Below are 20,583 nucleotides of genomic sequence, written 5' to 3'. Positions count from 1 at the left end.
CTGTTAAGTAAAATCCTCTTTTTTTTAGATCAATTGGGAATTTTAACCTTGAGATTTTCACAAATTAAATAACAAAAATCTGGCGTTTCTCAAAGCAAGTATGAATTTAAGTGTAGATATGTTCCATGGAACGTTTCTGCAAGGGTTTAGGTATGATCAAAAATCATTTTCATACATCAAATCAGCAACGCCAAAAATCCAAAAATCTATATACTGGGAGGGAGAATCAAAGTATCAATTTGATGAATAACGCCGTTGCTACCTTGGATATCTGCTTTAGTTACCTTTGCGTCATTTACCTGTACTCCATTAGTATCAACTTTAACAGTAATAGGATCTCCTTGTAAGCTCTTCAATTCTCCAGATTTCAAATCACTGGAGAGTACTTTACCGGATACTACGTGATAGGTTAAAACCTGTAGCAATATTTCTTTATTTTCTGGCTTTAACAAATCTCGTACTGCATCTTGTGGTAGTTTCGCAAATGCTGCATCTGTAGGAGCAAAAATAGTAAAAGGACCATCTCCTTGTAAAGTGTCAGTGAGTCCCGCTGCTGTTAAGGCTTTAATGAGGGTTTTAAATGAGCCATTGGCGTTCGCTAACACTATTAAGTTCCTGGTTTCTTTGATTTCTGTTATGGGTGTTGTTGGGGTGGGTTTAACAGTGGGAATTTCAGTTGCTGGCTGGGTGGGTTTAACAGTGGGAATTTCAGTTGCTGGCTGGGTGGGTTTTGTGACAGGTATGGTAACACTTGGTTGTTTACCACGGTTATAAAGCGGTTCATTGAAAATACTTGGTTTGGTATTACGCACTTCTTTTGCTTCAGATGCTATACTCATCAAAAGACTAGTGCTGGTTAATCCCATGATACCAAGGATTTTGGCTAATGCTAATAATTTGAATTTGCTGAATTTGCTGAATTTGCCGAATTTGCCGTAATTGCTCTTCATAAATTTTTTTTGTCTTGACTGCTTACAAGTTATATCAAGACTTATAATGTTTTGCCAACTAGAAAATACAATTTATCTGCAAATGTGATTTTAAAAAATTCGATCAACTTATGTTATAAAAAAAACCCAGCCTTTGGGATTGATCATAGTCAATTTCTGAATATTTTGGGACTTATCAAGATGTAGAGATAAGTCCTGTATTTGTAATTGAAGGGTATTTTTCTGAAAAATATCTCATTAATCAAGAAGATATGATATAATTAGCGGTAGCTGTTCACAGAAAAAGCTGAATATTTTTCAACTTTAGTGACAGCGAATCAAGCAAAAAAATATTAATTAATAGGAAAAATTCTCAAAACTCAAGATATAATTATCAAGTTGATAACCAAACGAGTTGGAAAATATACGGTATGCTAGAACTATATCAGTGGGAACTATCTCAATTTTCCGAAAAAGTCCGTCTCATCCTTGATTATAAGGGGTTAGAGTACCGCAAAATCGAAGTTGCACCGGGAATTGGACAACTGGAATTATTTAGACTGACTGGACAAAAACAATTACCAGTGTTAAAAGATGGCAATAGATATATTTTCGATTCTACGGAAATCGCTAAGTATTTAGACTCAACATACCCAGATAGTCCGCTGATACCAACAGAACCCAAAAAACGGGCTTTGACTTTATTATTGGAGGATTGGGCAGATGAGTCAATAGGTGTTAAGGGGAGAAAGGCATTTTTTGCAGCTATTAGTCAAGACCAAAATTTCCGTAAGGCCTTGTTACCAGTTTCAACCCCAGATATTCTCAGAAATTTGGTCGAAGGTGTTCCTGGTGATTTTCTATCTGTACTAGGTTTTGGGGTGGGTTTGACAACGGATGCGGTAAATGCGGCTATTATTGGGTTAAAACAAGATTTGGAAATTATTACCCAATTATTGGCAGATAGTCCCTATTTAACAGGTGATGAGCCAACTTTAGCAGATTTAGCAGTAGCTAGTTTGTCAATGCTTTTAAAGTTTCCTGAAGGTGCTTACTTAGATTTACCAGTATCTCTCAGAGGGAAAGGATTGTCTAGTATAGCTGATAATCCCGATTATGAAGCATTTTTCGCCTGGCGCGATCGCATTTACTCACAATTTAGAAAGCCATTACCAGGAATTACACCACCGGGGGGAAATGCACCTACAAACATTAACATTGATTAAGGAATTGGTAAAGCGTTAGGGAATCCTCTCTCATGAAAGGAAGAGGAGGTATGTCAAAACGGATAAGTAATAAAATTAACATGAATTGGGGACAGCCATTAGGTTCAGTTATTGAAGGTTCTCTGACCGGAGGGTTAGAAGTAAGATTACACCCAGATATTTCCGTAGAAGATATGCGGGTAGGTAAATTTCTCGTGGTAGAGGGGGTGCGCTCTCGTTTTTTCTGTCTCCTAACAGATGTATCTTTAGGAACTGCAAATGACCGCATTATTGCTAGTCCTCCCAATTGGGAAGATAGTTTTTTGCGCGAGGTATTAGCCGGTAGCGGTACTTATGGAATGATCAACTTAGCACCAATGTTGATGTTTACCCCCGAATCTCAAGAACCTTTTTTTTCCACCAATGGTAAATCCCCTAATTCTTTTATACCATCGCTTACGGGTTTAGCATCCTTTCAACCTCAAACCAGTACGACGATGGAATTATTACCTGTTAAAACTATTCCTAGTCACTTTAGCCAAGTTTACGAAGCAACCGAAGACGACTTTCGTAAGGTCTTTGGTTGGGAAGATGATCCTCAACGTAAAAACTTTTCTATCGGTAAACCATTAGATATGGATGTGCCGATTTGTATTGATTTGAATCGCTTTGTGGAACGGAGTAATGGTATTTTTGGTAAATCTGGTACTGGTAAATCTTTTCTCACTCGTTTAATTTTAGCTGGTGTGATTCGTAAAAATGCGGCTGTTAATTTGATTTTTGATATGCACTCGGAATATGGTTGGGAAGCAGTCGCAGAAGGGAAAAACGTTAATACTGTGAAGGGTTTAAAACAGTTATTTCCTGGAAAAGTGGAAGTTTACACCCTTGATCCAGACTCGACTAAACGCCGAGGTGTTAGGGACGCTCAAGAACTCTACCTTAGTTATGAACAGGTAGAAGTTGAAGATATTAAATTATGTAATCGTGAGTTAGGACTTTCAGAAGCGGCATTGGATAATGCTAATATTCTATTTAGCGAGTTGGGTAAATCTTGGATTATTCAATTGCTGAATATGAGTAATGAAGATATTGAGATGTTTTGTGAAGAAAAAAGAGGACACAAAGGCTCAATTATGGCGTTACAGCGTAAACTATTACGTTTAGATAGTTTAAAATATATGCGTAGTGCTTGTCCGCAAAATTATGTTAAAAATATAGTTCAATCTTTAGAAGCGGGAAAAAACGTAGTTATTGAATTTGGTTCGCAGTCAAATATGCTTTCATATATGTTAGTGACAAATATGATCACTAGACGGATACATGAGCATTATGTCAGAAAAGCTGATAAATTTCTCCAAAGTAAAAATCCTTTAGATCGGCCGACACCATTAATGATTACAATAGAGGAAGCACACCGCTTTCTTGACCCAGGAGTTGTCCAAAGTACGATTTTTGGAACTATTGCTAGAGAACTGCGGAAGTATTTTGTCACACTTTTGGTAGTTGATCAACGTCCATCAGGGATAGATAATGAAGTTATGTCCCAGATAGGTACTCGCATTACGGCTTTGCTCAATGATGAGAAAGATATTGATGCTATTTTTACGGGTGTATCCGGTGGGGGGGGTTTACGTTCGGTCTTAGCTAAGTTAGACTCTAAACAACAGGCTTTGATTTTAGGTCACGCTGTTCCTATGCCGGTGGTTGTGCGTACCCGTCCCTATGATACCACATTTTACGCTGAAATTGGGGATATGGCTTGGGAAGAAAAGTCAGATGAAGAAGTATTCACTGCTGCTGAATTAGCTAAAGCAGATTTAGGCTTTTAGTGTTAAATTAACAGCGGACAACGGACAACGGACAACGGATAACTTCATAAAATCCCTGCATAATCTAAATAAATCAAGTTCGGTTATCCGGCCACTTGAAAGCAACTTGAAGGGAGGTTTTTGCGTCACCATGGATATGCCACATAATTTTTGAAAGTTAAGGTAAAATTGTCATCAACATTTTGACTTAGAGTAACTGCAAAATTTATTATTCGTGAACTTTACCATTGACGCTCTTGGTGGGAATATGATACGAAAGTAGACACATAGTGATTCTGTTTTTTCAGACAAATACTAGATAAAAAAAGAAGAATTTTTGAAACTGACCAAACAAATGTCTTGCTAAGAGTCCAAAATTAAGGGGAGGTGGGAATATCTGTAATCTTACTTGCAATAGTAACGCCCTGGTAATATCTTGATCAATGTAATGAATAATGGTAACTTGCCATCAGCAGTAATATATATTGTCAGAATATATTATCAGATTGTGAGGTTGTCAGCTTAAAAATTACCGGAATTACCTTGGTTGAAAAAAATATTGATTATGTTTAAAAAGTAGAGGATAAAAACAACAATGTCTACCGTTAAAAATCATACAGAAAATATCAATGCTAAATTTACGGCTGATATGGTGCGGACTTATCTACGGGAAATTGGCCGTGTACCTTTGTTAAGCCGTGAACAGGAAATTGTTTACGGTAAGCAAGTACAGCAAATGATGGTAATACTAGAAGCTAAGGAAGCTTTACGCAAGGAAATTGATCATGAACCCAGTTTAGCAGAATGGGCTGCCCATGTTAACCATTCAGAAACAGAATTAAATCATCTCATGGTACAAGGTAGACGAGCCAAGCAAAAAATGATTGAAGCCAATTTGCGCTTGGTTGTAGCTATTGCGAAAAAATATCAAAAGCGAAATATGGAATTTCTGGATTTAATTCAGGAAGGGACTTTGGGGTTAGAACGAGGTGTAGAAAAATTTGATCCTACACGAGGTTATAAGTTCTCAACCTATGCTTACTGGTGGATTCGTCAAGCAATTACCAGGGCGATCGCCCAACAAGGTCGGACTATCCGTTTACCAATTCATATTACTGAGAAATTGAACAAAATTAAAAAAGTTCAGCGGGAATTGGCGCAAAAACTAGGAAGGTCGCCAACACCAGTCGAAATTGCTCAAGAATTGGAGTTAGAACCCGCTCAAATTCGTGAATATCTGAATATGGCGCGTCAACCAGTTTCTTTAGATGTGCGTGTTGGTGATAACCAAGATACTGAGTTACAAGAAATGTTGGAAGATGATGGTCCTTCCCCTGAGTATTATACCACCCAGGAATTTCTCCGTCAGGACTTGAATAACCTGCTGGCTGAACTCACACTCCAACAGCGTCAAGTTGTAGCTTTACGCTTTGGTTTAGAAGACGGAAATGAAATGTCTTTAGCGAAAGTTGGAGAACGGTTAAACCTCAGTCGGGAACGAGTGCGTCAATTGGAGCATCAAGCCCTCGCACATTTACGTCGTCGCCGCGCTAATGTTAAGGAATACGTTGCTAGTTAGAAATATGAACGCGCAAGAGCGTGTTTTCAATCATCCTAATTGGATATATGCCTCCTGAACTCAGGGGGTAATTTTTTTTGTATTGCGGGCAATATGTGAATTAGTCCTTGTATTTATTGAGAAGTTAAGGAATGAAGAAGGTTTGATCACAAGATGTTTGGATAATTTGTTCTCAAATGGTCATAAAAAAAATAAAACGTATTATTGATCACTGAAAAACAGACAATGACAATGACAAAGTAAAAAGGTCTCAAATCTCGCTCAATTTTACATCCCCCTAGTGGATGAATTAATGAAAGTAAGCGTAAATTCATTAAATAATGATTATTTGAGATTATCCCCGAAAATTCTATAAATAGCGATTTTTTGATGATTTAAAGTCAAAATATATAGATGAAACTTTCGAGGGAATCTTTAATCATTAGTATTTAGTTATTATTCCAAGAGGCGAAAAAACAACGGTTAAGTTTGTTACAGGAGAAATCGTATGCTTAATCATATTTCCAAACTCATTACTTCCAGCCAACTAAAATTTCCCCTGACTGGCTTGATTATTTCCGTTGGTGTTTTAGGTATTGTTTATTCTAGTCAACAACATCAAAAACTACTATCATCAGTAACTTTGTCTACTAATTATATATCACATAATCATCAAAATGAGATTAATTCTGGACATTTGATTAGATCACGACTTGGGGAAATAAAACAGGAGAAAGCCGAAAAATCTCAAGTTTATAATTCTGCTAATTCCTATCAATTATCTGCTAATAAATTCAGGAAAAATACGACAAAATTATCCACAAATACAATAAAATCAGGGAGAAAAGAAAAACTCCAATTTCCAGAACAAGATGGTATTTATCTGTATGGAAAATCAGAAGAGGGTTACATTGTTTTTCAAAAACGCCAAAATCAAATCATTGGTGCTTTGTATGTTCCCCAATCTGAATTTACTTGTTTTCAGGGTAGTTTGGCTAAGTCAGGAAAATTAGCTATGATGGTGAGAACTTTACCTGGGGAAGTCGGGACAATAGGGGTAGCGACAACAGGTACAATCCCTAAAATTAATGAAAATGAGTTCACAACTTATCCTTATTCAGTAACTTTAAAAGACTATCATCGGTTGAGTTATGTAAGTTCTAATGATAGGGAAATTTTACAGATATGTCAACAGGGAAGCGATGGTTTTAGGTAATTAATAAATCGGTGATAGATATATTATTTAATTATTTAATATCATCAAATATCTATCACCAATACAAATTACGGTATTAATTCTTAATACTCAATTCCTGCTTGTGCCTTTACACCTTGATCCTTAAAAGGATGTTTAATTAATGTCATTTCAGTGACTAAGTCAGCCTTTTCAATTAATGCGGGTGGTGCGCCTCTTCCCGTGAGAATTACGTGCTTTTCCGGTGGTTTTTGAGCTAAACCTGCTAATACTTGTTCAACTTGTAAATAACCCATTTTCAAAGCAATATTAATTTCATCTAAAAGCACTAATTTAAAATCGGGATTTTTGATAAATTCTAAGGATTTTTCCCAAGCAGCAGCCGCTTTATCCAAATCCCGATCACGATCTTGAGTTTCCCATGTAAAGCCTTCTCCCATTGCATGAAATTCTAGTTGGTTTTCCCAATGGCTAAAAGCGCGTTTTTCTGCTGGTTCCCACGCCCCTTTAATAAATTGAACTATGGCTACTTTATGTCCATGACCAAGGGATCTCAAAACCATTCCTAAAGCCGCTGTAGTTTTACCTTTTCCATGACCAGTATTGACGATAATTAAGCCTTTTTCGGGTATGGCTTTAGCTATTCTTTGGTCTTGAATTTCTTTCCGTCGCTGCATTTTTTGACGGTATTTTTCATCAGTTTGTGAGGATGATATTACCTCATCAATTAAACGGGAAATTTCTGGATCTGGATTTAATTCTTCTGGTGTGTCGCTTTTCATAAACCCTGTTGATAAATAACTGTTAAGACTAAGAGCATGAAGTATAATTTTTGTGTTTTGACAAATTCATTAGTTATGATAGACTAGAAATCACATAAATTCTGTTAGCTACGATCTGAAATAATTTGTTTTATATTCTGCTTCGAGTCGTTGACATTCTTCTTGATATTGAGTAAATTCAATATTTAGTGATTCCTTATTAGCATAATAATAAGCCAACGCCGTGTAAATACCTGCAATTGTCAAATAAGGCTTATCTTCAATAATTTCTTCTGGGGTCATACCAGATTTAATTTCATTGACAATATACTGAACAGTAATGCGAGTATCAGCAATTCGCGGACAACCACCACAAGTATCTGGTGTGCTAACAATTAAAGTAGAAATATCAATATTTGGGTTACGTCGTAACAATCCGCTCACAATAGTATTATCAAAATTCTCATCAGCAAGCAGTTTCAACATACTTCTTGTTCTGCTTTCCGCGTCAGCAATCTATCACGCAACCCTTGGGGGTCAAATCTGGCCTCATTTATTTTACGAATTTCCTGTGCTTGTTGCTGTCTTTGTTGTAAATAGACTTCCACTTCTTGTTGATGATTGAGATAGAAGGCAATGGTAGCATAAATATCAGCAAGTTTAAGGGATGGATAACGATAAGCAATTTCTTCTGCTGTTGTTCCTTGTTTAAAAACAGCAATTACCGTATCGAGTGTTATACGAGTTTTACCTATCCTAATCACACCATCAGTGGTAAATTCCAATGGTGGGGGTTGGGATGGAATTTCCTCAGAGAGACTCACTAAAGCTTGTGCCATAATTAATAACCAGTTAGTTGTCTTTAATAATAGCAAATAATAGAAATACAAAACTGCATTAATCCTTCGGTATACCATTAAGGATTGTCCCTAACTCATATCGCTAAATAACATTTTAGGAACTTCCGTACAAATACGATAACATTATATTCGGCATATTTAGTATTCAGGATTCCTCAAAAATGTCACAAAAACAAGGTAAGAAAATTGCACCTACTCCCATATCTAACAATGTTAGCGTGGTTGACTTGATTGATACCTATTTTACCGCCTACAACTCAGCCCGGTTGCGGGAAGCCTGTCAACTGCTGACTAAGGAAGTGTTTCAAGAGGGTGTCACCGTAGGAGTTAGCCTGTCTGGGGCTATGACACCGGCAGGTTTTGGGGTTTCTGCTCTTGCGCCCTTAATTCGCAATGGTTTTATTGACTGGATGATTTGCACGGGTGCGAATCTTTATCATGATATGCATTATGGTTTGGGTTTTGAACTATTTGCTGGTAGTCCTTTTTTAGATGATGTCAAATTGCGGGAAGAAGGGACAATCAGAATTTATGATATAATTTTTGGTTACGATGTACTGCTAGAAACTGACGCTTTTATCCGTAAAGTTCTCCAAGCCGAACCTTTCCAAAAGCGGATGGGAACGGCGGAATTTCATTATTTACTGGGTAAGTGCGTGTGGGAAATAGAACAGCAATTGGGGGTGAAAAATTCCTGTTTATTGGCGACGGCTTATGAGTATAGTGTACCTATTTATACTTCTTCTCCCGGTGATAGTTCTATCGGTATGAATGTGGCCGCTTTGGCTTTAGAAGGTTCAAAGCTAGTAATAGATCCGGCTATTGATGTCAATGAAACCGCAGCAATTGTTTATGGAGCGCGAGAAAATGATGGTACAAGTGCGGCGGTAATTATTGGTGGTGGTAGTCCTAAAAACTTTTTATTACAAACACAACCGCAAATACACGAGGTGTTAGGTTTGGAAGAACGGGGACATGATTTCTTTGTTCAGTTTACTGATGCACGTCCTGATACTGGTGGTTTATCTGGGGCGACTCCTGCTGAAGCTGTGAGTTGGGGTAAAATTGATCCCGATGAATTACCTAGTGCCATTGTTTGTTATACTGATAGTACAATTGCTTTACCTTTGGTGACAGCTTATGTCTTAAATCAATGTCTACCTCGTTCCTTGAAGCGGTTGTATGATGAACGTCAAACTTTATTAGATACATTGCAAAAAGATTATTTAGCGGCTAAGGATCAGCCTGTGAGTGAGATTAGTCAGCAAAAAACGGCTACTTATCCGTGCGGTACACTAATTAAAGGTTAAAGTTTTACTAGACATCTGGGGAAAATTAAATGTCCGGGACATAAAAACCCGGCGGGGGAAATTTATGAATTGTCCCTTTACCTCCAGATGTCTATTAGTGGGTCAAATATCGAAAATCATAGACATAGAACTTACGTAAGATGTGGCTGAACACCTTATTCTTGCGTAGGGGTAATTCATGAATTACCCCTACTTTCAGTTCTTTTTGCGTAAGTCCTGAGACAGAAATTTTAAATCATTTAACTTATTTAACTATTTATCTACTTTTATCAGAAAACGCCGTAATACCCCATCCCTCTACAGGGTGGGGATGTAAGGCGGGTAAAAATTAAACACCCTCCAAGGGATATCGCAGCTTAATCGTGAGAGAGGGTAGTTTCATTTTTACCATTAGGTATTGACTAATTCCCTAAAGTATATTATACTCAAAATAGGTCGGGATTGGGAATAAAAGATGATTGTTTTTGAATTTAAAGCCAAAGGCACAAAGCAGCAATATCAAAAAATTGATGAGGCTATACGGATAACTCAGTTCATCCGTAATAAGTGTTTGCGCTTTTGGATGGACAATCAAAATGTTAAACCCTACGACCTAAATAAATACACTGCGGTACTAGCTAATGAATTTGATTTTGCTGATAAATTAAACTCAATGGCTAGACAGAGTGCAGCCGAGAGAACTGCTTTTGCAATTAAAAGATTTTTTGATAATTGTAAGGCAAAAGTTCCAGGTAAAAAGGGTTATCCCAGATTTCAAAAAAATAACCGTTCAGTTGAATATAAAACCGGTGGATGGAAACTTTTAGATGACTGTAAGCACATTACTTTCATAGACAAATGTGGTATTGGTCAGTTGAAATTAATTGGAACTTGGGATTTACATTTTTACCAGATTAAGCAAATCAAAAGAATCAGAATAGTTAAACGTTCTGACGGTTACTATATCCAGTTTTGTGTAGATGCAGAACGGAATATTGACATCAATGCCACAGGTAAAATCGTTGGTTTAGATGTTGGTCTTAACAGTTTCTACACTGATTCTCAAGGGGATAAAATTGATAATCCTAGATATTTGCGGAAATCAGAAAAATCTTTAAAACGATTACAAAAAAAAGTTAGTCGTAAAAATAAAGGTTCTAATAATCGTAAAAAAGCTATTAACCGTCTTGGTAGAAAACACTTGCAAGTATCACGTCAACGTCAAGACTTTGCTGTGAAAACAGCATTGTGCGTAGTTAGATCTAACGATTTAGTGGCGTTTGAAAAACTGCAAGTGAAAAATATGGTTAAAAATAGCAAATTAGCCAAGTCAATTAGTGATGCTGGTTGGTCATTGTTTACTCAATGGTTAGAATATTTTGGTAAAGTTTATGGGCGTGTGGTTGTACCAGTTGCACCTCAATATACTTCTCAAAATTGTTCTAGTTGTGGAGAAATAGTTAAAAAATCACTTTCAGTTAGAACTCATGTTTGTAAATGTGGGTGTATTCTTGACCGTGACCACAATGCTGCAATAAATATACTAGCAAAAGCACTAAAACAAACTGGCTATGATCTAAGTACGGTGGGGCGCACCGGAACTTTTAACGCTTGTGGAGAGACGACCCTCTACCCAGACTTGGTAACAAGTTTGGGTAAGGTTGCTCGTTGAAACAAGAATCCCCGTCCCTCTATAGGGCAGGGAGCGTCAAGAGAGTAATGTCAAATTTGTGTAACATTAAGTAAAAGAAGATAACAAGGAATAACTTTATGCCCTATACAACGGAAGAAGGCGGCCGTCTTAATAATTTCCCCAAAGAACCCAAGGTTTATCAAGCGGAACCGCCAACGAACGCTCAAAAGCGTAATTATATTATCTTAGGAATTGCGGCGGCGCTTTTAGTTGGGGGAGTAGTTTTTGTGGCCTTTACTGTTTCCAATGTCGGTTGATTGTAGAACTTTTATAAATTTTAACTTTTCTTGATCTCAGGTTCTTGCTTTCACAAAGAGCCTGATTTTTTGTTAAGATGGAACGATAGCAAGTATAGTTATATTTTTTAAACTTCGATCTAGCCGGAAAACCTTAATTAATCCTGAAAAAGAAAATATCTCAGTTAGAAACCCCAGACCTAAAGGCGGGGAAAATCGCCCACATCTGATTGACTGACTAGGTTAAAGACCAGAGTTAAAGACCTACGAGGGAGTAGGATAAGAAGCTGGTTCTCTACTCTAGAACCAGACGATTAGACAGGCTTGTTAGGGTTAAATCGGTATCCTTTGCATATTTACGGATCTTAAACATTGACATTCCCGGTAGCGTGCCGGAGGCATTAGCTAACATTACCCGCAAGAAGATACTTGCTGTCCTTGGTGAAAATCAACATCGTCAGATGTGACATTAATATTCAATGAATTTATTCAGTCAGGATGTATACAGAAAAAAGGGCTCAAAGCCAAATACATAGAAGCGTGAATGAAACTCTACACACAAAAAATATTAAGAATCAGCAAGTCTATCAACGCCTAAAGCTGTCCCTGAGCCTGGGTTTGCGTAGACAAATTCTATTTGCTATATGTGACGATTTAAAGTTAAGAAATCGCATAGCAGCGCGTTTACACTCACTCTTAGCTTATCCAGTGGGAAATATCCTCTATCAGCAAGAGAATAGAGAAGAGTTTAGCACTCAAGCTTATCCAAGATTAGTCACTTGGCGATTAAATGTCAGTGATCCCAATCCCATAGCGCAAATAAATCAATGGTTAGTTAATTATCCACCCCCCATTGTGGGAGGTTCAAAAAATAATTCTGGCCGTCCTTTACCAACCCCAGGATTTCAGATTGTGGGGGTAGAAATGCTGACTAAAGAACCAGTAGCAGTACAACGGTTATTCTTGAATTATCTCAGACTAAGTGAAGCATATCTATCGGGTCAGGAATCGAGTAGTTTTTTAGAATCCAGTTTGTTATTTTGGGTTTCTCGTCCTTGGTTATCGGCAATTCAGCAATCAGCACCCAAATTTTGGCATTGTCGAACTGGTGTATTTATATTTGCCGGAGAACCGACACCAACTGTAGATAATAGAGTTTATGCAGAGGATTTCGCAGATTCTGTCCGTTTAGATGGGGAAAATTTGCAGGATTTATTTGTTGATGAAGAGGAAATTTATAAAGACATCAGACAAACAAATCAACCAGATTTATCTGCAACTAAAAACGAAAATTTACTAACACAAATACCTGAAAAATCTCCTGCTCAAGCTTCTGAAATAACCACTGAGCAAAGTTTTGCTTCTTTATCTCATATTAATCAGGAATTACATGGATTAATCAAAGAAACACTAAATACTGATGATAGCGGACAAACACAACAAATATTATGGGAAATTGAGCAATTACACATTGAAAATGCCAGGGGAAATGAGTTAGCAATTCCTGGTGAGTGCTTCGCTATTGCTTATCAAAGTTTGGGTAATTTATATCGCTCGCGCATTGAGCAAGGACAAGCAACTCTCCAAAACTTAATGATAGCAATTCTCGCTTATCAGGAAGCGGTTACCTATGATGAAAGTTCTCCACAAATTCCAGATATTTTGAATGATTTGGGGACACTTTATTGGATGTTGCACCGCATCCGTGATAATTCAGAAGAAGCGAAAATTTATATTCAGCAAGGTATAGATTTTTATAAATTAGCACTGAAGCTAATTACGGGTGATACTCAACCAGAAACTTATGCTCGTATCCAAAATAACTTGGGAGCGGCTTATGGTGATTTGGCCAGGTTTTCTGAACCAGTGGAAAACTGGAATTTGGCGGTTATGGCTTACCATGAAGCACTTCGTTACCGACAGGAGGAAATAGAACCTTTAAAATATGCTGCTTGTCAGAATAACTTAGGTACAGCTTACTGGCATTTAGGGCAGTATAATCGGCCTGTAGAACATATTAAAAAAGCGATCGCTGCTTATAAATTAGCCGTTGTTCACTATCAACCGACAGATGAACCCCTAAAATATGGGATGATTCAAAATAACATTGGTACGGCTTATTGGAATCTTTCTCAATATGAACAACCAACGGAAAATCTCCAATTAGCGATTCAGATTTACACTGAAGTGCTAAAATATCGAACATCAACAAATTCACCCCATGCTTATGCTGCTACTCAAAATAATCTCGGTATCGCTTACTGGCATCTAGCAAATCAGCGGACAACAACAAAGGAAGATCAACAAAAATTTATTAAGTTATGTATTAATTCTTATGAAGAAGCTGTGAATACTGCTCACTCATTAACTAATATAAATTTAAGTTTTGATTTGTGGTTGACACATAATACTTTGGGAATAGCTAATTATTATTTAGTTACCAATGTGGGTTTTAATGGAGATAAAAAAATGCTTTCTCGACATTTAGAAGTTGCTTTAGAAAATCATTTACAAGCCCTAAATGGATTTAGTAAACAAACAGAAAATTATCAAATAACCATCAACCACATTATTAAAATAATTCGGACTTTCCATAATGAGTTAGGCATTCAAGGACAAAATTTAGCTTTGTCTAAACTTCCGGGATATTTATTAGCTGATATTTTAGGTAAATTGTAAATTTTTTGGTAATTGATAATATGAAAGAAATAGTGCTAGAGGTTCGTAATCTACAAGTTGAATTTATTAGTGATAGCAGGAAGGTTAAAGCCGTAGATGGTATTAGCTTTCGGTTACATCAGGGTGAGACTCTAGGTATAGTGGGAGAGTCGGGAAGTGGAAAGTCAGTGACAGCTTTAGCAATTATGGGTTTGTTGTCATATCCGGGTAAAGCTAGTGGGGGGGAAATTTGGTTTTCTCCAACCAATGGCCAACCGCTGGATTTATTAGCTTTACCACCTCAAGAAATGCAGCTTTATCGAGGTGGTGATATTGCTATGATTTTTCAAGAACCAATGAGTTCTTTAAATCCAGTTTATACTATTGGGTTTCAATTGCAAGAGGCAATTATGCGTCATCAAAATGTGAATGCAATTCAAGCCAAAGCAATTGCGATCGCTGGTTTACAAGAGGTTAAACTCTTACCTAGTGATGAGCAAATTCAACAACAGTATCTTAATTATGATTTATCTGCACTGGACAGTTTTAAATTAGCACAATTAATAAAGCAGCATAAAGAAGCAATGCTAGATCGCTACCCTCATCAATTGTCAGGGGGGCAGTTACAACGGGTTATGATTGCTATGGCAATTTCTTGTAATCCTTCTGTGTTAGTTGCGGATGAACCAACTACAGCTTTAGATGTGACTGTACAAGCAACAATTTTAGAATTGTTGTCTGAATTACAAAAAAGTCGCAATATGGCTATGATTTTTATTAGTCATGACTTGGGATTAATTTCGGAAATTACTGACCAAGTAGCGGTAATGTATCAAGGTAAAATAGTCGAATATGGAGCAGCCGCACAAATTTTTAATCACCCCCAACATCCTTATACTAAAGGACTTGTAGCTTGTCGTCCCAGCCTTAACCATCGTCCCCGCAAACTCCTAACTGTTTCTGACTACATGAGTGTAGTCAAAAATGAGTGGGGAGAAGTCACAATTAAGGCTAAAGAACCAGTTAAACCAGCGGAAATTACTAAGAAAGAATTTCAGGAAAGACTGGCAAATATTAGTGCCAAACAACCGCTATTAACCGTGCGGAACTTAGAGGTAGGTTTCCCTGTGCGGGGAGTATTTGGAGAAACAAAACGCTACCATAAAGCTGTAAATGGGGTTTCCTTTGATGTTTTTCCTGGAGAAACCTTGGGATTGGTGGGAGAATCGGGTTGTGGTAAAACTACTTTGGGTAGAACCTTGCTGCGACTAATCGAACCCATGAGCGGTAAAATATTATTTGATGGACAAGATATTACCCATTCAACTGGGAAAACTTTGCAGCACTTACGACGGGAAATGCAAATTATTTTCCAAAATCCTTTTAGTTCCCTCAACCCCCGGATAAAAATTGGGGAAGCGATTATAGAACCGCTGTTAATTCATGGTGTGGGTAAGTCAAAACAACAGCAACAAGCTAGGGTAGTGGAACTTTTGGTAAGGGTGGGTTTAAGTGCGGATGATATGAAAAAATATCCTCATCAATTTTCCGGTGGTCAACGTCAACGGGTTTGTATTGCCCGCGCTTTAGCTTTGAATCCTAAGTTTATTATTTGTGATGAGTCAGTTTCAGCTTTAGACGTTTCTGTACAAGCGCAGGTTTTAAACTTATTGAAAGAATTACAAGAAGATTTTCAACTCACTTATATCTTTATTTCCCATGATTTAAGTGTAGTGAAATTTTTGAGCGATCGCATTTTAGTCATGAATCAAGGGAAAATTGTAGAATCAGGTACATCTGAAAGTATTTATCTTGAACCAAAAGAAGAATACACGCAAAAATTAATTGCTGCAATTCCTACAGGTAGTCCTGCACGGGTGAGAAACCGGCACAATTAAATGGAACAATTAAATAGAAATTATAGAAATTTCTAGACAATAGCTTTTTATTACCAGATCTATCTATAATACGGTTACTGTATCGGAGAAAAGTAATATAGATACTGATGTCATTATACACAAGTCTAGCGCAAACAGCTACTCACAATAGCCAACAACATTTTACCAGGCGATCTTTATTGCCGAGTAAAAAGAATGCTTTATGGCAAATAGAAGCAGGATTTGTCATAACTTATACTTATTTAGAAGATGGAACGACAGTAGCTTTAGGATTATGGGGGCCGGGGGATCTAGTTGGGGAAATGCTATCAACAATGAAACCTTATCAGATAGAGTGTTTAAGCAAGGTAGAAGCGATTATTATACCTGTAGAGGATTGGACGCAACTGACAAATACTTTGCTTAATCACATTCAAAAAGCGGAAGAATTAATGGTAATTCGCAGTCACAAAAAAGTAGAAACCATGTTGATACGATTATTAGCATGGTTATCAAAAAAATTTGGTTCAGAAGTACAAGCAGGAAGATTAATTGATATGCCTTTAACTCATGAAGACTTAGCAATACTGATCAATTCCACTCGTGTAACCATCACTCGTATATTAGGACAATTAGAACAGGAAGGACTAATTAATAGACTTTCTCAGCACCGGATTATAGTGAAACAAGAAGATATTTGGTATTATGAAATATAAAATGATGAATCTACCCAAATACTAGAGATTGCAGTATGAAAGGACTTACACAAATAGGATGATCTCCTAAGTGTTTGCGGGTAACTTGGGGAATATGCTCAGGGTTAAAGCCCGGACTACAGACAAAAAAATATAAAAATATAGTTTTTTGTGACACCTGCTGAAGTCCTATATAAAATCAAAAACTCTATTTCCCCAACTCTCACTCAATCAATGTCAAAATTTAATTGGGAAGAAATCAAGTAAATTCAATATGGATACCAAAAATGGATTTGTCGGTACAATTGGGAACACACCACTAATTCGCTTAAACAGTTTTAGTGAAGAAACAGGTTGTGATATCTTAGCCAAAGCGGAATTTCTAAACCCTGGTGGTTCTGTAAAAGATCGGGCTGCGCTTTACATCATCGAAGATGCGGAAAAAAAAGGACTGCTCAAACCTGGTGGTACAGTAGTCGAAGGGACTGCGGGAAATACGGGAATTGGACTGGCGCATATCTGCAATGTCAAGGGTTACAAATGTTTGATTATTATTCCCAACACCCAATCTCAAGAAAAAATAGATGCTTTAACTACCTTGGGTGCGGAAGTTCGTCCTGTTCCTGCTGTACCTTACAAAGATCCTCATAATTACGTCAAACTATCTGGGAGAATTGCAGCAGAAATGGAAAACGCCTTATGGGCTAATCAGTTTGACAATTTAGCTAATCGTCTTGCCCATTATCAAACCACAGGTAGAGAGATTTGGCAACAGACAGATGGTAAAATAGACGGCTGGGTAGCGGCGACTGGTACGGGTGGTACTTATGCAGGTGTGGCTATGTACTTAAAAGAGCAAAATCCCGGCGTTAAATGTGTGGTTGCTGACCCTTTGGGTAGTGGACTATACAGTTATATCAAAACCGGGGAAATCAAAATAGAAGGTAATTCCATTACTGAAGGTATTGGTAATAGCAGAATTACAGCTAATATGGAAGGCGCGCCTATTGATGATGCTATCCAAATTGATGATTTAGAGGCCTTGCGTGTCGTTTATCAACTATTAAAAAAAGATGGTTTATTAATGGGTGGTTCAACAGGGATTAATGTGGCTGCGGCTGTGGCTTTAGCCAAACAATTAGGACCTGGACATACTATTGTTACTATCTTGTGTGATAGTGGTTCTCGCTATCAATCACGCATATTTAATAGTGAATGGTTAGCAAGTAAAGGACTGATGATTAATTAAGATTTTTAGCGCTGCATAATGGCGGAATTACTACGCAACTGGCATCATCTGTACTGCATTTAACTTGTATAATTATAGCGGGCAGGATGCCCGCACCAGAAGATTTAGCCAGATTAGGATTGTACAATTTAGCTGCATAACAGCTTAATATATGAGATCGTAGTCAGGATTTTAGTCTTATGTTTGAGAGGCTATGGGAACATTCTTCAGGGCTAAGTCCTATAGACTCTGGTAATTTTGGGTAAGTTTTATAGAACGGATAAAAATTACTGAAAATATATAAATTCTGTCAGGTGCAAATTAGAAAGGAGGGAATAAATGGATATTGAGCATCTACGTCAATCATTAAAAATTAAGTGGCTGAGTTATTATGAACAAAATCGTTCTTGGCTAGTTAAAATGCGAATTTGGAAAGATTATGATGGTATACGTCGTCCTTCTTCGGGTTACATAATCGCCACTTTATCTATTTTAGAATCAGAGTTAAAAAAAATCCTGCCTTTTATTTTGGATTTAAATAATAATCCTGATCAAATAATTGCGGCTTTAGGTTTACACTTCAATCCTGAACAGGAATTAAATAGCTTGAAATCTCAGCGTTCTACAGCGAAAAATGAGATTGTTAGTACCTCTCCTATTCGTATCCCATTGACAGATTTATCTGTAGCTAAAGAACGCAAACAAGTGTTATTGAAAATGAATACGGGTGTTTCAGTGGTTGCAGTGGCCACGCCAGTTTATGATCATTCTTTAGTTAGGCTACCTGTTCCCGTGGAAAGGGAACAAATAGCTACTGAAATCTCCAAAATTCCCAGCCAAAATATTCTCTTTACTACGTCTCATCCTAGCAGTAGTTTACCTTCTTGGATAGATGAATTTTGTCGGGGTAGAGGAAATGGATGAAGCTGTATAAAATATCAGGATTAATTCATTGATGATTCTGTGTAGCTTGCTATGGAGAATTTAGGATTAAGTTGGTTAATTACCCGTTATTCAAGGGATATTCGTGAGAAACAAAGGGAATAGCCACTATTTCTCCCTCTGTTTCCCCAATTTGCACTTTTAAACCGACTCCACCAGCTTTACTTCTGATGTAACCTAGTCCAAAATGACCATCCGGGGTGGTTGTATAGCTGGTGAGTTTACCTACTTTTTCATCACCAATGGTGATGATTGTTTCTGGTTCAGCCGCACCATGGAGATGAATACCCCAAAGGTATTGTTTTACACCTTTGTATGTATTCAATCTGGCAATGGTTTCTTGGCCGATATAACAACCTTTGTTAAAGGAAATTGTCTGCCATAAACCAACTTCTAAGGGGTTATAATCATCCGTAAGTTCGGCATCTGGAGCGGGACGACCTTGTACTATTCGTAACATTTCCCATGCGCGATCGCTTACTTCTCCAGCACCATAACTCAGGATTTTATTCCACAATATTTCTTTTTTTGTGACTGGTAAAATTAGAGTATATCCCGGTGTAGCCAAGCCGCTACCAACAGCAACTATTACTCCATCTATTGATATGAAATTACCATCTGGTTGACCAATTAAATCACCAGCTCCCAATTTTTCGACAATACCATGGCTTTGGGGTCCCATCAGGGTAAAAGTTGCCGTTTCTGCGGTAATATCAGTTAATTTGACCTGATCTGCAAAGAAGATATAACGATCTAACCATTGCATGATTAGCTGACGACGGTTAGGGGAAACTAGGAGCAAAACAGCATCATCTAATACATAACTAGTGACTAAATCAATCGTCCGGGCTGTAGATGTCACCATGACAGTATCGCAGCCCTGACCGGGTTTGAGGACTTGAAAATTATTTGTGCTTTGATTGTGTAAAAAGCGTAATCTGTCATCATCAGAAACACGGATACGACCCCAGTGAGAGCGATCGCTTATAGCTACACCTTCTTTGATTAATTGGATAGGATTTGCATTTTGATTGTTAATTGCAGATGTTAACATAATTTTCTCAGTCTAGTTTGGTTAAAAAAATGAATTGGTCTCAGCCAGAGATGATCCAGACGCAAACAAGAGAAGTTGCAGTTACGGCCATTTTTAGGTTAATGAACCACGTTTTAATCAAAATTTCGCGCTAAGACACAAAGGCGCAAATAAGTAGATTAATTTAGATTGTGGCATAAATAAATGAAAATTGCTGTAAATATCTTTGATTTTTTTCCTGTTTGTTGCCCAGCATGGATTTGTGTTAATTTGTGTTAATTTGTGTTAATTTGTGTTAGAATTGGAGGCGATATAATTGAGTATAGGACTTAATTAAAATAACTGCGCTATCAAAATTAATTTAATTCTGACTCTAATAGCGATAGTCGTATTTAGACGAATAAAAGAAATTTCTAGTCCTTTTTAACGGACTTTGGTTATTAGCCCGGAAGTTTATTTTTGGGCGGGTTATATCTAGGATAAAATATCCCCATCTATATATTTTTTCGATTTCCAATCATGACAAATACAAAAAACACAAATAAACCCTTATTTTCTCAACATTATTTAGATTATCGCCTTCAAGAACTTCCAGAATGGCAATTAGATATTA

At 37.3% G+C, this 20,583-nt stretch carries 17 protein-coding genes; 12 read left to right on the top strand and 5 right to left on the bottom strand.

Features of this window, described 5'->3' with window-relative positions:
• Positions 1-206 precede the first annotated feature (206 nt).
• The gene (locus H6F62_RS08210; protein ID WP_228036507.1) at positions 207-866 is read right to left on the bottom strand and encodes a fasciclin domain-containing protein; all 660 of its coding nucleotides are present in this window, start codon (positions 864-866) and stop codon (positions 207-209) included.
• A 494-nt stretch (positions 867-1,360) separates the two neighbouring features.
• On the opposite strand from H6F62_RS08210, the gene H6F62_RS08205 reads away from it, so the two are divergent.
• From H6F62_RS08205 to H6F62_RS08190, 4 genes are all read left to right on the top strand, one after another.
• The gene (locus tag H6F62_RS08205; RefSeq protein ID WP_137906951.1) at positions 1,361-2,155 is read left to right on the top strand and encodes a glutathione S-transferase family protein; all 795 of its coding nucleotides are present in this window, start codon (positions 1,361-1,363) and stop codon (positions 2,153-2,155) included.
• An 80-nt stretch (positions 2,156-2,235) separates the two neighbouring features.
• Entirely contained in the window at positions 2,236-3,966 is a 1,731-nt protein-coding gene (locus H6F62_RS08200) for an ATP-binding protein (RefSeq protein ID WP_190371813.1), read from the top strand.
• 574 nt (positions 3,967-4,540) lie between these two features.
• On the top strand, positions 4,541-5,524 hold the full coding sequence (locus H6F62_RS08195) for an RNA polymerase sigma factor, RpoD/SigA family (protein ID WP_137906950.1): 984 nt from the start codon (positions 4,541-4,543) through the stop codon (positions 5,522-5,524).
• 487 nt (positions 5,525-6,011) lie between these two features.
• The gene (locus H6F62_RS08190) at positions 6,012-6,719 is read left to right on the top strand and encodes a hypothetical protein (protein ID WP_190371787.1); all 708 of its coding nucleotides are present in this window, start codon (positions 6,012-6,014) and stop codon (positions 6,717-6,719) included.
• Between the two features lie 83 nt (positions 6,720-6,802).
• Here H6F62_RS08190 and cobO read toward each other — a convergent pair whose 3' ends face one another.
• The 3 genes from cobO to H6F62_RS08175 all read right to left on the bottom strand — a co-directional run bounded on the left by cobO (position 6,803) and on the right by H6F62_RS08175 (position 8,298).
• The gene (cobO, locus tag H6F62_RS08185; RefSeq protein ID WP_137906948.1) at positions 6,803-7,480 is read right to left on the bottom strand and encodes a cob(I)yrinic acid a,c-diamide adenosyltransferase; all 678 of its coding nucleotides are present in this window, start codon (positions 7,478-7,480) and stop codon (positions 6,803-6,805) included.
• Between the two features lie 108 nt (positions 7,481-7,588).
• Positions 7,589-7,945 (bottom strand): DUF433 domain-containing protein, encoded by a 357-nt coding sequence (locus H6F62_RS08180; protein ID WP_236097062.1) that lies wholly within the window; start codon positions 7,943-7,945, stop codon positions 7,589-7,591.
• Entirely contained in the window at positions 7,939-8,298 is a 360-nt protein-coding gene (locus H6F62_RS08175; protein WP_190371786.1) for a DUF433 domain-containing protein, read from the bottom strand. Before H6F62_RS08175 ends, H6F62_RS08180 begins: the two co-directional genes overlap by 7 nt.
• 182 nt (positions 8,299-8,480) lie before the next feature.
• Between H6F62_RS08175 and speY the strand changes: the two genes are divergently transcribed.
• The 8 genes from speY (at position 8,481) to H6F62_RS08135 (ending at position 18,919) form a co-directional block, all read left to right on the top strand.
• Positions 8,481-9,629 (top strand): deoxyhypusine synthase, encoded by a 1,149-nt coding sequence (gene speY, locus H6F62_RS08170; RefSeq protein WP_190371785.1) that lies wholly within the window; start codon positions 8,481-8,483, stop codon positions 9,627-9,629.
• A 454-nt stretch (positions 9,630-10,083) separates the two neighbouring features.
• The gene (locus H6F62_RS08165) at positions 10,084-11,280 is read left to right on the top strand and encodes an RNA-guided endonuclease TnpB family protein (protein WP_190371784.1); all 1,197 of its coding nucleotides are present in this window, start codon (positions 10,084-10,086) and stop codon (positions 11,278-11,280) included.
• A gap of 98 nt (positions 11,281-11,378) precedes the next feature.
• The gene (locus tag H6F62_RS08160) at positions 11,379-11,558 is read left to right on the top strand and encodes a ssl1498 family light-harvesting-like protein (protein ID WP_137906945.1); all 180 of its coding nucleotides are present in this window, start codon (positions 11,379-11,381) and stop codon (positions 11,556-11,558) included.
• A 477-nt stretch (positions 11,559-12,035) separates the two neighbouring features.
• The gene (locus H6F62_RS08155) at positions 12,036-14,216 is read left to right on the top strand and encodes a tetratricopeptide repeat protein (RefSeq protein ID WP_137906944.1); all 2,181 of its coding nucleotides are present in this window, start codon (positions 12,036-12,038) and stop codon (positions 14,214-14,216) included.
• A gap of 20 nt (positions 14,217-14,236) precedes the next feature.
• Entirely contained in the window at positions 14,237-16,093 is a 1,857-nt protein-coding gene (locus H6F62_RS08150) for an ABC transporter ATP-binding protein (RefSeq protein WP_190371783.1), read from the top strand.
• Between the two features lie 107 nt (positions 16,094-16,200).
• The gene (locus H6F62_RS08145; protein ID WP_137906942.1) at positions 16,201-16,788 is read left to right on the top strand and encodes a Crp/Fnr family transcriptional regulator; all 588 of its coding nucleotides are present in this window, start codon (positions 16,201-16,203) and stop codon (positions 16,786-16,788) included.
• A 253-nt stretch (positions 16,789-17,041) separates the two neighbouring features.
• On the top strand, positions 17,042-18,016 hold the full coding sequence (locus tag H6F62_RS08140; protein WP_137906941.1) for a cysteine synthase A: 975 nt from the start codon (positions 17,042-17,044) through the stop codon (positions 18,014-18,016).
• Between the two features lie 318 nt (positions 18,017-18,334).
• The gene (locus H6F62_RS08135) at positions 18,335-18,919 is read left to right on the top strand and encodes a DUF5331 domain-containing protein (protein WP_190371782.1); all 585 of its coding nucleotides are present in this window, start codon (positions 18,335-18,337) and stop codon (positions 18,917-18,919) included.
• A 79-nt stretch (positions 18,920-18,998) separates the two neighbouring features.
• Here H6F62_RS08135 and H6F62_RS08130 read toward each other — a convergent pair whose 3' ends face one another.
• Positions 18,999-19,991, bottom strand: coding sequence for a folate-binding protein YgfZ (locus H6F62_RS08130; protein WP_137906939.1), 993 nt, complete (start codon positions 19,989-19,991; stop codon positions 18,999-19,001).
• Positions 19,992-20,583: the final 592 nt, after the last annotated feature.

The organism is Anabaena sp. FACHB-1391, from assembly GCF_014696755.1.
Classification (GTDB): Bacteria; Cyanobacteriota; Cyanobacteriia; order Cyanobacteriales; family Nostocaceae; genus Dolichospermum; species Dolichospermum planctonicum.
Note: the sequence above shows the minus strand (reverse complement) of the source record. Positions and strands in the feature narration are given on the sequence as shown.

Coding starts and splice junctions, on each gene's coding strand:
- H6F62_RS08165 (WP_190371784.1), top strand. CDS start 10,084: ATGATTGTTTTTGAATTTAAAGCCAAAGGCACAAAGCAGCAATATCAA.
- H6F62_RS08150 (WP_190371783.1), top strand. CDS start 14,237: ATGAAAGAAATAGTGCTAGAGGTTCGTAATCTACAAGTTGAATTTATT.
- H6F62_RS08180 (WP_236097062.1), bottom strand. CDS start 7,945: ATGTTGAAACTGCTTGCTGATGAGAATTTTGATAATACTATTGTGAGC.
- H6F62_RS08190 (WP_190371787.1), top strand. CDS start 6,012: ATGCTTAATCATATTTCCAAACTCATTACTTCCAGCCAACTAAAATTT.
- H6F62_RS08135 (WP_190371782.1), top strand. CDS start 18,335: ATGGATATTGAGCATCTACGTCAATCATTAAAAATTAAGTGGCTGAGT.
- H6F62_RS08160 (WP_137906945.1), top strand. CDS start 11,379: ATGCCCTATACAACGGAAGAAGGCGGCCGTCTTAATAATTTCCCCAAA.
- speY (WP_190371785.1), top strand. CDS start 8,481: ATGTCACAAAAACAAGGTAAGAAAATTGCACCTACTCCCATATCTAAC.
- H6F62_RS08210 (WP_228036507.1), bottom strand. CDS start 866: ATGGGATTAACCAGCACTAGTCTTTTGATGAGTATAGCATCTGAAGCA.
- H6F62_RS08130 (WP_137906939.1), bottom strand. CDS start 19,991: ATGTTAACATCTGCAATTAACAATCAAAATGCAAATCCTATCCAATTA.
- H6F62_RS08195 (WP_137906950.1), top strand. CDS start 4,541: ATGTCTACCGTTAAAAATCATACAGAAAATATCAATGCTAAATTTACG.
- cobO (WP_137906948.1), bottom strand. CDS start 7,480: ATGAAAAGCGACACACCAGAAGAATTAAATCCAGATCCAGAAATTTCC.
- H6F62_RS08200 (WP_190371813.1), top strand. CDS start 2,236: ATGAATTGGGGACAGCCATTAGGTTCAGTTATTGAAGGTTCTCTGACC.
- H6F62_RS08145 (WP_137906942.1), top strand. CDS start 16,201: ATGTCATTATACACAAGTCTAGCGCAAACAGCTACTCACAATAGCCAA.
- H6F62_RS08155 (WP_137906944.1), top strand. CDS start 12,036: ATGTATACAGAAAAAAGGGCTCAAAGCCAAATACATAGAAGCGTGAAT.
- H6F62_RS08140 (WP_137906941.1), top strand. CDS start 17,042: ATGGATACCAAAAATGGATTTGTCGGTACAATTGGGAACACACCACTA.
- H6F62_RS08175 (WP_190371786.1), bottom strand. CDS start 8,298: ATGGCACAAGCTTTAGTGAGTCTCTCTGAGGAAATTCCATCCCAACCC.
- H6F62_RS08205 (WP_137906951.1), top strand. CDS start 1,361: ATGCTAGAACTATATCAGTGGGAACTATCTCAATTTTCCGAAAAAGTC.